Origin of the sequence: Streptomyces sp. NPDC046881 (assembly GCF_040645015.1) — a bacterium.
In the GTDB taxonomy this organism is placed as follows: Bacteria; Actinomycetota; Actinomycetes; order Streptomycetales; family Streptomycetaceae; genus Streptomyces.
This window is the reverse complement of the sequence record NZ_JBEYXJ010000015.1, coordinates 22596-35330: the sequence shown is the minus strand read 5'-3', so window position 1 is coordinate 35330 and position 12735 is coordinate 22596. Positions and strand designations below refer to the sequence as shown.

General features: G+C 69.5%; 12 protein-coding genes and 4 pseudogenes. 6 read left to right on the top strand and 10 right to left on the bottom strand.

Going from position 1 to position 12735, the window contains the following annotated elements:
- Window positions 1-366 precede the first annotated feature (366 nt).
- A complete protein-coding gene (locus tag ABZ923_RS10480) occupies window positions 367-540 on the top strand; it encodes a hypothetical protein (RefSeq protein ID WP_361469391.1) in 174 nt (57 codons plus the stop codon).
- Window positions 541-601: 61 nt separating this feature from the next.
- Here ABZ923_RS10480 and ABZ923_RS10475 read toward each other — a convergent pair whose 3' ends face one another.
- The 3 genes and pseudogenes from ABZ923_RS10475 to ABZ923_RS10465 all read right to left on the bottom strand — a co-directional run bounded on the left by ABZ923_RS10475 (window position 602) and on the right by ABZ923_RS10465 (window position 3079).
- Window positions 602-1780: a Cmx/CmrA family chloramphenicol efflux MFS transporter gene (locus ABZ923_RS10475; protein WP_361469390.1), complete on the bottom strand. Its 1179-nt coding sequence runs from the start codon at window positions 1778-1780 to the stop codon at window positions 602-604.
- A 556-nt stretch (window positions 1781-2336) separates the two neighbouring features.
- A pseudogene (locus ABZ923_RS10470) lies at window positions 2337-2492 on the bottom strand (amidase); the annotation flags it as partial.
- 236 nt (window positions 2493-2728) lie between these two features.
- Entirely contained in the window at window positions 2729-3079 is a 351-nt protein-coding gene (locus ABZ923_RS10465) for a hypothetical protein (RefSeq protein WP_361469388.1), read from the bottom strand.
- A 612-nt stretch (window positions 3080-3691) separates the two neighbouring features.
- Here ABZ923_RS10465 and ABZ923_RS10460 point away from each other — a divergent pair.
- Window positions 3692-3799 (top strand): annotated as a pseudogene (locus ABZ923_RS10460) (IS5/IS1182 family transposase); the annotation flags it as partial.
- Window positions 3800-3853: 54 nt separating this feature from the next.
- Window positions 3854-4729: an IS5 family transposase gene (locus tag ABZ923_RS10455; RefSeq protein ID WP_361469385.1), complete on the top strand. Its 876-nt coding sequence runs from the start codon at window positions 3854-3856 to the stop codon at window positions 4727-4729.
- A gap of 147 nt (window positions 4730-4876) precedes the next feature.
- Here the strand turns inward: ABZ923_RS10455 and ABZ923_RS10450 are convergent, their stop codons facing one another.
- From ABZ923_RS10450 to ABZ923_RS10435, 4 genes and pseudogenes are all read right to left on the bottom strand, one after another.
- Window positions 4877-5299 (bottom strand): TipAS antibiotic-recognition domain-containing protein, encoded by a 423-nt coding sequence (locus ABZ923_RS10450; protein WP_361469382.1) that lies wholly within the window; start codon window positions 5297-5299, stop codon window positions 4877-4879.
- A gap of 153 nt (window positions 5300-5452) precedes the next feature.
- Window positions 5453-5575 carry a hypothetical protein gene (locus ABZ923_RS10445; protein ID WP_361469379.1) on the bottom strand — a complete coding sequence of 41 codons (123 nt, stop codon included), beginning with the start codon at window positions 5573-5575 and terminating at the stop codon, window positions 5453-5455.
- 32 nt (window positions 5576-5607) lie between these two features.
- A pseudogene (locus tag ABZ923_RS10440) lies at window positions 5608-5760 on the bottom strand (transposase); the annotation flags it as partial.
- Between the two features lie 45 nt (window positions 5761-5805).
- Complete coding sequence (locus ABZ923_RS10435) at window positions 5806-6186, bottom strand: helix-turn-helix domain-containing protein (RefSeq protein ID WP_361469376.1); 381 nt, start codon at window positions 6184-6186, stop codon at window positions 5806-5808.
- Between the two features lie 74 nt (window positions 6187-6260).
- Here ABZ923_RS10435 and ABZ923_RS10430 point away from each other — a divergent pair, with 74 nt between their 5' ends.
- Both ABZ923_RS10430 and ABZ923_RS10425 read left to right on the top strand, forming a co-directional pair.
- A complete protein-coding gene (locus ABZ923_RS10430; RefSeq protein WP_361469373.1) occupies window positions 6261-6911 on the top strand; it encodes an NAD(P)-binding domain-containing protein in 651 nt (216 codons plus the stop codon).
- A gap of 53 nt (window positions 6912-6964) precedes the next feature.
- Window positions 6965-7363 carry an ACT domain-containing protein gene (locus ABZ923_RS10425; protein WP_361469370.1) on the top strand — a complete coding sequence of 133 codons (399 nt, stop codon included), beginning with the start codon at window positions 6965-6967 and terminating at the stop codon, window positions 7361-7363.
- A 143-nt stretch (window positions 7364-7506) separates the two neighbouring features.
- Here ABZ923_RS10425 and ABZ923_RS10420 read toward each other — a convergent pair whose 3' ends face one another.
- Window positions 7507-9690 carry an MMPL family transporter gene (locus ABZ923_RS10420; protein ID WP_361469368.1) on the bottom strand — a complete coding sequence of 728 codons (2184 nt, stop codon included), beginning with the start codon at window positions 9688-9690 and terminating at the stop codon, window positions 7507-7509.
- 351 nt (window positions 9691-10041) lie between these two features.
- Between ABZ923_RS10420 and ABZ923_RS10415 the strand changes: the two genes are divergently transcribed.
- A complete protein-coding gene (locus ABZ923_RS10415; protein WP_361469365.1) occupies window positions 10042-10863 on the top strand; it encodes a DUF1684 domain-containing protein in 822 nt (273 codons plus the stop codon).
- Between the two features lie 91 nt (window positions 10864-10954).
- Here ABZ923_RS10415 and ABZ923_RS10410 read toward each other — a convergent pair.
- Both ABZ923_RS10410 and ABZ923_RS10405 read right to left on the bottom strand, forming a co-directional pair.
- Window positions 10955-11792: pseudogene (locus ABZ923_RS10410) on the bottom strand (methyltransferase domain-containing protein).
- A 189-nt stretch (window positions 11793-11981) separates the two neighbouring features.
- Entirely contained in the window at window positions 11982-12644 is a 663-nt protein-coding gene (locus ABZ923_RS10405; protein ID WP_361469362.1) for a ScbR family autoregulator-binding transcription factor, read from the bottom strand.
- Between the last annotated feature and the right edge of the window lie 91 nt (window positions 12645-12735).

Below are 12735 nucleotides of genomic sequence, written 5' to 3'. Positions count from 1 at the left end.
CGCGCTCCGAGAACGCGGTGGGCCGACGGGGGTTCCGTAACGCCTTGCGCCGTACGGGAGTTGTGGAGCAGCAGAGCGGCTGTCGCCTCGCGGGGACCCGTTGTCACAGGCCCGGCGGTGTCGCGTCCCTCGCGCTGCCCGGCATGCCGACCGTCCGCCCACAGGACGCCTGGGCGGCCGACCGGCCCGACGACCCTTAGAACTCCTAACGGAATGCTCCAGGCGGGCCTGCGGGCGTGCCCACGTCGTGAGCGAACGTGGTTGCTACTGTCTGGACGTGCCCCTGACTGACCTCAACAACGGCTTTCGTGATGATGCCTGATGCGGTTCTGGTGGCAGCTGGTCATGTCGTACCGAGAGGTCTCGATGGGCGAGCTCAGCCTGAACGTCGGTAAGCCGAAGCTGGACGTGGTTGAGGCGCTGATCAGCGCCATCAGGTCGTCTCATGCCGACATCGACAACTGGATCACCACCACGCAGCAGGTCTTCCCTGTGATCGAAGATCGCGGCTTCAGGGCCGCCCAGGACGCCAACGGTTGACGCGGCCGGAGCTTTTCAGCCGTCGCCAGCAGATGATGCTGCAAGCGAGGCTGAGGAAGGCTCACCGGAGCACCTCGGTGCTCCGGCCGGCCGTGATGGCGGTGAGGAGGGGGAACGCGATGAGCAGCGCGACCGCGACGAGGAGTCCGCTTGCCCAGAGCGGCCCGAGGTCCCCGGCTTCGGTGCTGAGGGTGGCCGCAGCGATGACGGGGCCGACGGCGGCGCCCACGTTGAGCGCCGCGGTCGCATACGAGCCGGCCATGGTGGGGGCTCCCGCGGCCTCGTAGAGGACCCGCGTAATCAGCGTGCTGCCCAGCGCGAACGACAGTGCGCCCTGCATGAACACGAGGATGAACAGGGCGACCGGCTCGTTGGCCAGCATCGCGAGGGTCGGCCAGCCGATGAGCAGCAGTGGGCCGCCGACTGCGATGACCGGACCGGGACGCCGGTCGGACAGCCGGCCGGCGACGGTGACGCCCACGAGGGAACCGGCGCCGAAGAGCACCAGAGCGACAGAGATCCACAACTCGCCCAGGCCGGCGCTGTCGGTCACCACGGGGGCGAGGAAGGTGAGGCTTCCGAAGGTTGCCGCGTTCACCAGCGCGCCGAGCAGCATCACCAGAATCATCCGCGGCCGTGTGAGCTGGGCGAGCTCCGCTCGCAACGCTGGCCTGCCCGTCGCCTCATCTTCATCACGTCCTGCTGGGATTCCCTTCAGGATGCCGAGAGCTGCCGGCAGGCAGAGAGCGGCGACAGTCCAGAACGTGGCCCGCCAGCCGAGCAACGTGCCGAGCACCGAGCCGCCAGGGACACCGGCGATCGTGGCCACCGTCGTGCCGGACAGCAGCACGGCCAGCGCACGTCCCTTCTTGTCGGGTGAGACCAGCGTGGCGGCAGCCGTCAGACCGACGGCAAGGAACCCTGCGTTCGCGAGCGCGGCGACGACCCGGGTGGCGAACAGGACCGGGAAGCTGGTGGTCATGGCGCCCACGGCATGAGCTGCCGCGAAAACGAGGACGAACCCGAGAAGGCTGGCGCGCCTGGGCCAGTTGCGGGCAAGCGCGGCCAAAAGTGGGGCACCGACGATCATGCCGACCGCGAAGGCCGAGGTGAGCGTTCCGGCGGTCCCGACTGTGACATCGAGGTCTGAGGCGATGTCCGGCAAGAGGCCGGCAAGCATGAATTCCGAGGTGCCCATGGCGAAAACCGCCATGGCAAGCAGGTACAGCGGGAGAGGCATCGAGTGGCTCCGAGGTGAGGAGAAGCACGAGAAGGTCATCTCGTCACCGCGGCCAGCCCCAAGGGCACGCTCGCCCGGCCGCAGAATGCGGCGCGACGACAGGGCTACGAGCTCAGTAGTTCAGGGGCTGACGGCGTGACCGAAAGCCCCCACCTTGTCTGACTCAGGACTCGACATGGCCCGCACGGTACCCGACCGATGCCCGTCGAAGCATCTTGGTTTCACTGACATCGGCCTGTGTCACCAACGCCATGTCCCGCAACACCTAGGACCGCGGCTGGTTGCGGGATAACTCCCATGCGGGGCCTCGAACCGTGTGACAGTGGATCTCGAGGCCTCGCGGTTATCCGCACGTCCGTGCGGACACGCTTGTCATGTCGCAACGTGAGTTGCGTAAAGCCAGGTAGTCACCTGGTTCGGTTGCTTCGGCCAGCGCGCGGCCGTGGACGACCGCCAGGAGCGCGCCCTGCCAGTGATACCGTGCGTCCCTGTGCTTTGGTGCGCGACTGCCCGCATCCGACGGCCAGGGCGCCAGCCCGGGACCCGGGCGGCCGGGCGCGGCCTCGGTGCGCACGATCCGGAAGGCGTTCAGCGTCGGCTGCGTGGTCTCGATCCGAGCCAGGGCCTGCTCCACCAGCGCACGGAAGGTCACGTCCCCGTCGGCGAGGGCGCGCCGGGTCTCCGCGAGGCCGGCGACACGGTCGATCGTCATTGCGGGCTATCTCCGGAGTCTCCGAGCACCACTTCTACAGAGTGGTCCTGCACCGGCGGTTCGAGGTGATCCCCGGCGCCCAGGCCCAGGTCGACTGGGGCAACGAGCGTGGCGTCTTCGCGTACGTCGGGAGCGAGAGTCCCGCCGCTCAGAAGGCCGATCAGTGTCTTGACGGACTCACGCACGTGGCGTGCGGCAATTCTCACCGAGTGGGCGACCCGTACGGGCACTGAGCACTACTCATCGGGGTCGCAGGTATCGTCGAGCTTCTCGTAGGCCGTCTTGTACGCCGCTTCATAGGCGTCCTCGTACGCCTTGTAGTCCCTCTCCTTCTTATAAGCGCTCTTTTTTGCTTCGGGGTTATCGTGCAATCCCCAATTGCAGTGCTTTCCGTCCTTGCTTCCGGCCGCTGCTCCGTCTATCGCACCCTGCTTGCTGGGACTCTTTGCTTCTGGGACCTGCGGGGCGACCACCGTCGACGCTTGACCGGTACCGACTGCCGCCTGCGCCACCAGCGTCGGCGAGAACGCCAGTGCTGCTGCGGCGAGGGGGCTCGCCAGGACTGCCATGATTCGCTTCGCACGCATAGCTATCCTCTCCTTCGAGATGGAACGCGCACCCGGCGCCTTGACCCGGCCGGAGCAGACCACAGCATTTGCACCGCGATGCGTTGGGAACCATGTGGGCCGGTGGATTCCGCCTTGCGACGCCTACAAATCGACCGTAGCGAGCGGTGGATGCTTTGTCGACTTGTGTCCAGCTTACGTAATTGACGCGTCAACTTCCTTGAGAACAACCCAGAACATCGTGAGCTGATCCGGTAGTTCACACGCACGGGCGGCGTTGGGGAACGAACTCCGTGGGACGCGACCCGCCTCGATCACCCGTCCAAGCTTGCCGAGAGGTACAGCAGAAGCGGTGTGCCAGTGGGTATGCGCAAGGCCGCTGCGGAAGGGGAGGGTTCGGGGGCAGGACGGGCGGTCACGCTCGACGAGACTGTTCGCCGGCGACCCTGCTCTTCCCGGCAAACCCGAGCTGGCCGCCGCCCCGGATGTGTCGGCGAAGTCCCTCAACGCGCTGGGGAGCGACACGATCCAGCTGGCGCACGCGCTGCGCACCCGGCAGGCGGCACTGGAGGTGCTCGGCCGGCGCGGTGCACGGTGGCGGGAAGCGAGCGCGCATTCGCCCACCTGCGCTGGTTCCGCCGCCTGCGGATCCGCTGGGAGATCCGCGACGACATCCACGAAGCCTTCCTCACCCTGGGATGTGCACTCATCTGCTGGCGACGTCTGCACTCATGCGGTTGACCCTTCTAGGCCGTGTATCGAAAGTGGATCTTGAGCTGTGAATGATCTCGGTTCATGGGTCGGGGAGATCTCACGGACGAACCGTGGGCGCTGCTGGAGCTGTTGTTGCCGAAGGGTACGAGGGTCGGGCGGCCACCCATCTGGCCTCGGCGGCAGTTGATCGACGGTATACGGTTCCGCGTCCGAACCGGTGTTCCGTGGCGGGACGTGCCCGTCGAGTACGGACCGTGGGGCCGGATCTACGACCTATTCCGCCGATGGCAGCGGAATGGCACCTGGCACCGGATCCTCACCCGTCTCCAGCCCCTGGCCGACGCGGAAGGTGCGATCACATGGGACCTGAGCGTCGACTCCACGGTGTGCCGAGCTCATCAGCATGCGGCCGGGGCCCACAAGCAGGATGACCTGCAGAAAGAACCACCGGGTGGCGTGTTAACCGAGCCCGGCGATCACGGGCTGGGACGTTCGCGCGGCGGGTTCACCACCAAGCTGCACCTGGCTGTCGAGCACGGTCAGAAGCCCATGGCGATCGTGGTCACGGCCGGTCAGCGCGGCGACTCGCCTCAGTTCGAGCCCGTGCTGGGGAAGATCCGCGTGCCTCGCACCGGGCCGGGCCGGCCACGCCTCCGCCCCGACCGGGTGCGGGCCGATAAGGCGTACGCTTCCCGCAAGAACCGCGCCTATCTGCGCGGACGCGGGATCCGCTGCACCATCCCAGACAAGGCCGACCAGGCGCGCAACCGCCGGAAGCTCGGCTCCCGCGGCGGCCGGCCGCCGCGATTCGACCCGGCCGACTACCGCGAGCGTCACGCGGTCGAGTGCGGGATCAACCGCCTCAAGAGACATCGCGCTGTCGCCACGCGATACGACAAGCTCGCCGTCCGCTACGAGGCGACCGTCCTCGTCGCGACCATTAACGAGTGGCAGTGACCCGCCGTCTCACGCAGCGGGATCCACGTTCCACGCCGCTGGCAGATCGCTCCCGCAGAAGACGCAGGCGAAGTCGTCCTCACGCACGATGTTGTCTCGGTACCAGCCCGAGACCCCGGTCTCTGCTTCCTGGCCCGTGCCGCCCGACTACGCCGAAGCCTCGGCCCCTGCGCTGGGGGCGAACCCGCTCCCCTGCTCGGCGAACACCTTGATCGCGGCGCCCAGGAAATCCACCATCCCGGGGTGGTAGGAATCGTGGAACGCCCTCATGGCCTCGTCCTCGGCGTAGAAGAGCGCCATGCCGACGTAAGCCTCCCTGGAGGGGGTGTAGAACCGGCAGGCGATGTCGAAGTGCCTGCGGACGAGCTCCTGGATCTGCTGGTCGCCTGGCAGGGAGCCGCCGTCCAGGAAAGCCGTGATCTCCCGGTACAGGACGTCCCAGTCCTGGTGGACCCGCTCCCTGTCCACATGTTCCCAGTTGTTGGTCCCGGCAAGGCTCTTCGCCTGCTCCTCGGCCAACGACCGGCGACACTCGTCCTCGTAATTGTTCCCCACGGCACCGGTTCCCATCGTTTCGTCACCTCTCCGGTGGATCCCCGAGAGGCCGCCGACATGTCGACATCGACCGGCCGCCGATGATCAACTGCCGGTCCAGGCCGAACGGTGACACACAGCCACCGGGTCGGCAAACCATTTCTTGGACCCTCCGGCGCTCCGTCCCGGTCAGCCGGCGGCGGAAAGGCGCGGCTCGAACGGCGAGCCGTCGGAGCGGGGTGTCCAGCCGCTCGACCGCGCGGCCCGGAGTCCCGCGGCGACCTTGCGCGGCAGGACGAGCTCGGCTGGCACCGGGTCCGGTTCCATGACGGCCGGTCGACCGGTCTCCACGACGGAACACCGGTTCGGACTCGGAACCGTATGCCGTCGATCAACTGCCGCCGAGGCCAGACGGGTGGCCGCCCGACCCTCGTACCCTTCGGCAACAACGGCTCCAGCACCGCCCACGGTTCGTCCGTGAGATCTCCCTGACCCATGAACCGAGATCATTCACGGCTCAAGATCCACTCTCGATACACGACCTAGCAAGGTGGACGAGGAGACTGCGGGTCGGGAGTGCATGCTGCTTCCTGGGCGGCCAAAACCTCATCGCCGTGTTCGAAGGCCCATGCACCGACGGCGTCGATGGGTGCCAGCAAGGTCCGGCCCAGAGCGGTGAGTTGGTACTCAACCCGTGATGGGCGGTCGTCGTCTGCCTGCCGGTCGACCAGTCCGTTGAACTGCAGCCGGCGCAGAGTCTCGGTGAGAACCTTGGAGCTGATGCCCCCGATCCGCTCTCGTAGTTCGACCGGGCGCCTGGGGCCGTCGCGCAGTGCCCAGAGCACCACGGCGTTCCATGTGTTGGAGAGCAGGTCGAAGGCGAGGCGGGCGCGGCAGTCGGCGAGGAAGGCGTCGGTCGTCACGTACCAAATGGTGCCCGCACGGCCATCTAGCGTCGGTGCGAACGGTCGAAACAAGCACGGAGAGGTACCACGTGATGAGAATCGGTGTACTGGGCACGGGCAACATGGCCGACGCGCTCGCCACCCACTGGGTGCGGGCCGGGCACGAGGTGACTATCGGGGGACGGGACCCACACAAGGCTGAGCGGCTGGCGACGCGCATGGGAGGCAGCGCGAAGCCTGCCAGTCTGCGCGCGGCGGCCGCCTCCGGTCAGGTCGTGTTGGCCGCGCTGCCCTTCGGGGCGGGAGTAGACGTGGTGCGGGACCTGCACGCGGCCCTGGAGGGCAAGGTGGTGCTGGACTGCTCCAATCCGGTCGGGCCGGGCTTCCGGCTGCTGACGGAAGGCGGTCCTTCCGCCGCGCAGCAACTGGCTGCGGCGGCCCCGGGAGCCCATGTGGTCAAGGCTTTCAACCTCTGCCACGAGGACGTGTGGCGCATGCGGCCGCCCGTCTTCGATGGGCGACCATTGGCTGTTCCGGTCTGCGGGGACGACGAGACGGCACTCGTGCGTGTGCGTGAGTTGGTACGGGACGTGGGCTGTGAACCCGTGGCCGGCGGCGGTCTCGAACGTGCGGGACTGCTGGAAGCGACCGCCGCGCTGTTCATCGCGCTGTGGGTCGGCGAGGGAGCGGACGCCCAGGCAATCGCCCCTCCGCTGGCCTACGCGGCCGGACCGAGCCACTAGGAAGCGGAGGGTGGCACGGCGGCTTTCCGTCAGGGGTTCCTAGGGTGGGTGTCGTGACCGGTGAGACGGATCTGCGCACACTCCTGAGCGACATGCGGCCGGAGCTGAACCCGGGCCGCTATGTCTTCACCATGGCCGAGGGCGGTGTGCCCTCCGGGGTCTCTCCGGTGGTCACGGTCGCCGAGCAGGAGGGGCTGACCCTCGTGGTGCCGCAGGCGGACGCGGACGCGGCCGGGATGGCGTACGACTACGTGGCCGGGTGGATCACCCTGCGCGTCCACTCCGCGCTGGACGCGGTCGGTCTGACCGCCGCGGTCGCCCGGGCTCTCGCCGACGCGGGCCTGAGCTGCAACGTCGTGGCGGGCTTCCACCACGACCACCTCTTCGTGCCGTACGAGCAGGCCGAGCAGGCGGTGCAGGTCCTGCGCCGGCTGGCGGACGCCGGCCGCTGAGCCGTACGGGCACGCGGTCGCGGGCAGGAAAAAGTCCTGCCGGGCCGCGGGGCCCGGCAGGACTCGTCGCTCACACCGCGTGCCGCCAGGGCCTCTCTTCCGGATCTTGCCGGTGTCGCGGGGCTTGATCCGGAAGAAAGACCCTAGCCGCGGCGCCCGGCGGGATCGTGGGCGGTGCCGTCCCGCTCCTCGTCGCCCCGGACGGGACCGGAACCCGCGGTGCCGGCGGCCGGCACCTCCGCCCGGTCCCCGTGGCCCGGCCACCAGGCCGCGTGGCCGATCAGGGCCGTGAGGCTCGGCGTGAAGAACATCGCCATGACGAACGCGGCCACCGCGATGCCGAAGGAGACCGCGAAGCCCATCTCCGAGAGCAGCGAGTTGCCCGCGAGCATCATCGTGGCGAAGGTCGCCGCCAGGATGAAGCCCGCAGCGGCGACGGTCGGCCCGGCGTGCCGGAGTGCCATGCCGGCGGCCTCGCGCGGCTCCCGGCCCTCGCGGGCCTCCTCCCGCAGTCGGGCGATCATGAGGATGTTGTAGTCGGTGCCGATCGCGACCACGAAGAGGTACATGATCACCGGCAGCATGAACATCAGGCCCGAGTGGCCCTGCCCCTCCTGGAAGATCCACACGGTGGCACCGAGGGTGGCGCCGAAGCCGAGGCCCACGGAGGCGATGAGGTACCAGGGGGCGACCACACTGCGCAGCAGCAGGCCCAGGATGACCATGATGAGGAGGGCGGCGACGGGGAAGACCGTGCGGTAGTCGTGGTTGACCGCCGCGTCGATGTCCTTGTAGATCGAGGACATGCCGCCGACCAGGGCCTCGGTGCCGTCGGGCGCCGAGGAGTGCGCGACGTCACGGACCCGGCCCACGGCGTCGATCGCCTTGTCCGTCGACGCCTCGTACTTGAGCGTGACGGTGAAGTCCGCGGTGGTGCCGCCCTTGTTCACCTGGGTCATGCGGGCGCTCGCCACACCATCCACGGCGCCGAGCTTCTGCGCGTACGCGTCGAAGGCGGCCCGCTGCAGCGGCTTGCCGTCGGTGCTGGACAGGTAGACGTCGGTGGGTGCCGCGGCGCCCGCCGAGTACGCCTTCTGCATCTCGTCCTGGACGACCATCGACTCCTTCGTCTTGGGCATGGAGCCGGACGCCAGGTCGAAGGTGGCCTTGTAGCCGAGGATGCCGGTCGACAGGGCGAGCAGGACGAGTCCGGACGCGACGGCGGTCAGCGCCGGGCGGCGCTGGACGCCCCGGCCGAGGGCGGCGAAGCGGGCGTTCTGCGGTTCCTTCTGCCAGGACTTCGAGGGCCAGAAGACCTTCGGTCCGATGAGCGAGACCACGGCGGGGATCAGGGTCAGGCCCGCGACCAGGGTGGCACCGACCGCGATGGCGAGCGCCGGGCCCATCTGCTTCAGGAAGCCCAGCGTGGACAGCACCAGGGCGAGGAACGCGATGATGACCGCGCCCGCCGCCGAGGCGATGGCCTCGCCGACCCGGCCCACCGCGTTGATCATGGCCAGCTTGGGTTCGTCACCGGCCCGCAGACGCTCGCGGTAACGGAATATCAGGAACAGGAAGTAGTCCGTGCCCACACCGAAGAGCACGACGATCAGGATGGAGGAGATCGAGCTGTTGGCCTCCAGGTCGAACAGCTTGGTGGCGTAGGCGATCAGCCCGTTGGCGACGGCGGACACGAGTCCGATCAGCACCAGGGGCAGGATGGCGAGGAGCGGCGCCCGGAAGATGATCAGCAGCGTCACCAGGATGATGACGAAGGTACCGATTCCGATCAACGCCTCGCCGCGCTTGGACGAGTCCTGCTGGTCGAGCGCCTGCGCGGCGGAGCCGCCGAGCTTGACGTCAAGATGGGTGCCCTTGGCCAGTTTCTTGGCCTCGTCACGCAACTCCTTCGCCGCGTCGGCCTGTTTGGGCTGACCGGCGTTCTTGCTGTCCATCTGCACCAGGGTCAGGGCATACCTGCCGTCCTTGGACGGCTGGCCGGGGATGACCTTCTGCACCTGGTCGATGTGCTTGTCGCCCAGCTGGGTGGTGATCCGGGCGACGTCCTTCTGGTCGGCGGCGGTGAGCTTGCCGCCGTCGGTGCGCTGGTAGAGCGCGATCGCGGACGGGGTGAAGGCGCTGGGGAACGCCTTCTGCTGGAGATCCGCCGCTTTGATGGACTCGTAACTCTTGGGCAGGAAACTGCTCTCGTCACTGTTGGAGGGCAGGCTCGGGGCGGTGGCGACAATCGCCACCGCGGCGATCAGCCACGCCACTATCGTCCAAATGGGATGACGGACGACGGCGTTGCCTATTCGTCGGAACATGCGGAGGGTCCTCCTGGGAAGGAAGATCACCGCAGCCCGGGGAGCGGTCCCTGGCATCGGCGACCCGACCGGCCCGGATCCAACGGGCCGGTCGCATGGTTGTCTTGGTCTCACATCCTAGTGACCGTGAACACGCGTTCCCGCACGAGACGCGCGCGGTGGGGGCCGGACAGGCAAACCGGCCAATTTTCCGGACAAAGCCGAGGCCAGACGGTGAACGGCCCGCCAACGGAGGGCTGCCGCGCGGGAGATCGGCGGGAAGTCGGCCGACGGGATGGGATGAACCGGTGGGGTGCGGTGGTTGGCAGGTGGGCGGGACCCGACCGGCAGCACCGTACCGAGGGAGCGGACATGACCGTGCAGGGCATTGACCGAGCGGACTTCGCCAAGCAGTGGGAGGAGTGGCACCGGGCCAAGGAGGAGGTACTGGCCGGACCGCACGGCTTCCTCGCCATCACCGGACTGCACTGGCTCGGTCCCGAACCGGAGCGGTTCTCCGACGCCCCCGGCGCCTGGTCGGCGACCGCCGACGGGGTGGTGGTCGAGCTGGCCGAGGGCGAGGAACTGACCGTGGACGGAACGGTGGTGCGCGGCCGGTACGCGTTCGGGGTCGTCCCCGAGCGGGACAGCCGGTACGCCGGCTGGGGCGACGCCGTGCTGGAGGTCGCCCGGCGCGGCGGCCACGACATCCTGCGCCCCCGCCATCCCGGCAACGCGCTGCGCACCGCGTTCCGTTACACGCCCGCCTACGAACCGGACCCGCGCTGGGTGGTCACCGGCCGCTTCCTGCCCTTCGCGGAGCCCCGGCCCGTCACGGTCGGCGCCGCCGTGGAGGGACTGGAGCACGTCTACGACTCCCCCGGCCAGGTCGAGTTCGAGCTGGCCGGCGCGCGCCACCGTCTCACCGCGTTCAACGGCTCGGCGCCCGGCGGCCTCATGGTGCTGTTCACCGACACCACCTCGGGCGTGACGACGTACGCCGCGAACCGCTCCCTGCAGATCGCCGCGCCCGGCCCCGACGGTTCGGTCACCCTCGACTTCAACCGCGCCGCGAACCTGCCCTGCGCCTACACCGACCTGGCGACCTGCCCGCTGCCGCCCGCCGAGAACCGGCTGCCGGTCGCGGTCGAGGCCGGTGAGCGGATCCCGTTGGAGCGCGGCGGCCGGCCCTGAGCCCACGCCGGCCGGCCGGGGGCTGGAATGTCGTGGTCACAGGGCGTGCTCCACGCGTTGCTGGTGGACTTCCCCGGTGGCCTCGGGCGGCTCACGGGAGACGCCGGCGCCAGACGAACACCTCGGTGCTCGGGAGGCGTTCGGCGAACCGGCCCGGCGGGGACGTGGTGCCGAGCAGGCGGCGCAGGTCCGCCTCGAAGGACTCGCGGTGCGGGCCGAACAGGTGCGGGCGGAGAAGGACATCGAGAAGGTCCAGGCGACGACGTCGTCCGTCGTGCGCACCACGGCCTCCCCGCCGGGGACGACGTGCCGCTCGGGTCCCGCGAACCCGGCCCCGGCGAGCACCGCCGCCACGCCGCCCGGTGTGCCGTCCGGCAACAGGCCCTGCCCGGCCCGGCGGACGGGCCGAGGTACCGCGTGACCAGGTCGGCGATGTCCGCGTAGGGCACGGCCGGGTACGGCTGGCCTTCGGTGGTGCGGGTCTCGGTCTTCAGGTCGGCCGGGTGCACCAGCGCGCCGCCGGGGTCCAGCATGCCGAGGACGGTCCGCGCCACCCGCTCCCGGTCCGTCCAGTGGAAGGACTGGGCGAAGACCGCGACCGTGAACGTGCCGAGGTCGGCGGGGAGTTGCTCGGCACGCAGCCGTAGCCAGCGGGTCCGCGCGGCCAGTCCCGCGGCGGCGGCCCGGCGCTCGGCCTCGGCGATCATGCCGGGGTCCGGGTCCACGCCGACGGCCTCGCGGAACAGGGGTGCCATCGGCAGGGTGACCGTGCCGGGTCCGCAGCCCACGCCGAGCAGGCGTCCGGTGCCGTCGGCCGCGAGCACCTCGGCGAGCCGCCGCACCAGCCCGGGCGCGTACGGCAGCCGGCCCTGCTGGTAGGAGGGGGCCGTGCCCGCGAAGAGCGTCTCGTCCCACTCCCAGTCGGTCATCGCGGCCCGTGCCCTTCCGGTGGGACGTGATCGTACGGACGACGGTGACGATGCCACGGCCGCCAGCGCCCCCGAACGGGCCGACCGTTCGCCGTCGGCCGGGTGGGACATAAACCGTCTCAGCGGTTTGGTACGCGTCGGCGGGTGTGCCTGTCGCGCCGCGCGGGAGGCGGCCGTAGGGGGAACGAGTCAGCCGGGGACGCCGGCGAGGGACGCCGACTTCTCGTGGACCTCGGCGATCACGCGGGCGCCCCGGTCCGGGGCGGTGTCCAGGCGGACGAGGACGGCCGGGGCGGCGATCGCGGGGAGCAGGTGGCCGTACAGCGCCGACATCCGCTCGTCGAGGTCGGCCCAGCCCGCCACGGCCTGCGAGACGAACTGCACGCCGATCCAGGCGCCGAGGAAGACCTGGGCGGTCTCCTCGGGCACGACGTGCGGGAGCACCTCGCCGCGTTGCTTGGCCTCCGTCAGGACGCACGAGGTCAGCCGGGCCCAGGCCGGCCAGGCACTGCCGAGGACGTCGTGGCCCTGGAGGTCGGCCGAGAGCCGGACCCCGGCGAGCAGTATGGGTTCCTGGGGCAGCCGCTTGGCCAGGGTCATGCCCGCGTCCACCCACTCCTGGAGCTTGAGTTCCCGGGGGATGTGGTACTCGGTCCGCATCTGCTCCTGGAGCACGCCTCGGGCGAGGGCCGCCTTGGAGTCGAAGTGGAAGTACAGGGCGCCCTTGGTGACGCCGGCCCGGTTGAGGATCTCGGCGATGGTGGCGGCCGCGTAGCCGCGTTCGGCGAAGACGGCCGCGGCGGCCTCCAGAACAGCGCGTCGGGTCCGGACAGCTCGCTCCTGCTGAGCCATGGACCCTCCCCCAAGCTGAAAATTAAACCAAACAGCTCGTACCATACCGCACGGATCTCAACGGGAAGGCGCGCCGGGGCGGTTGGCGCAC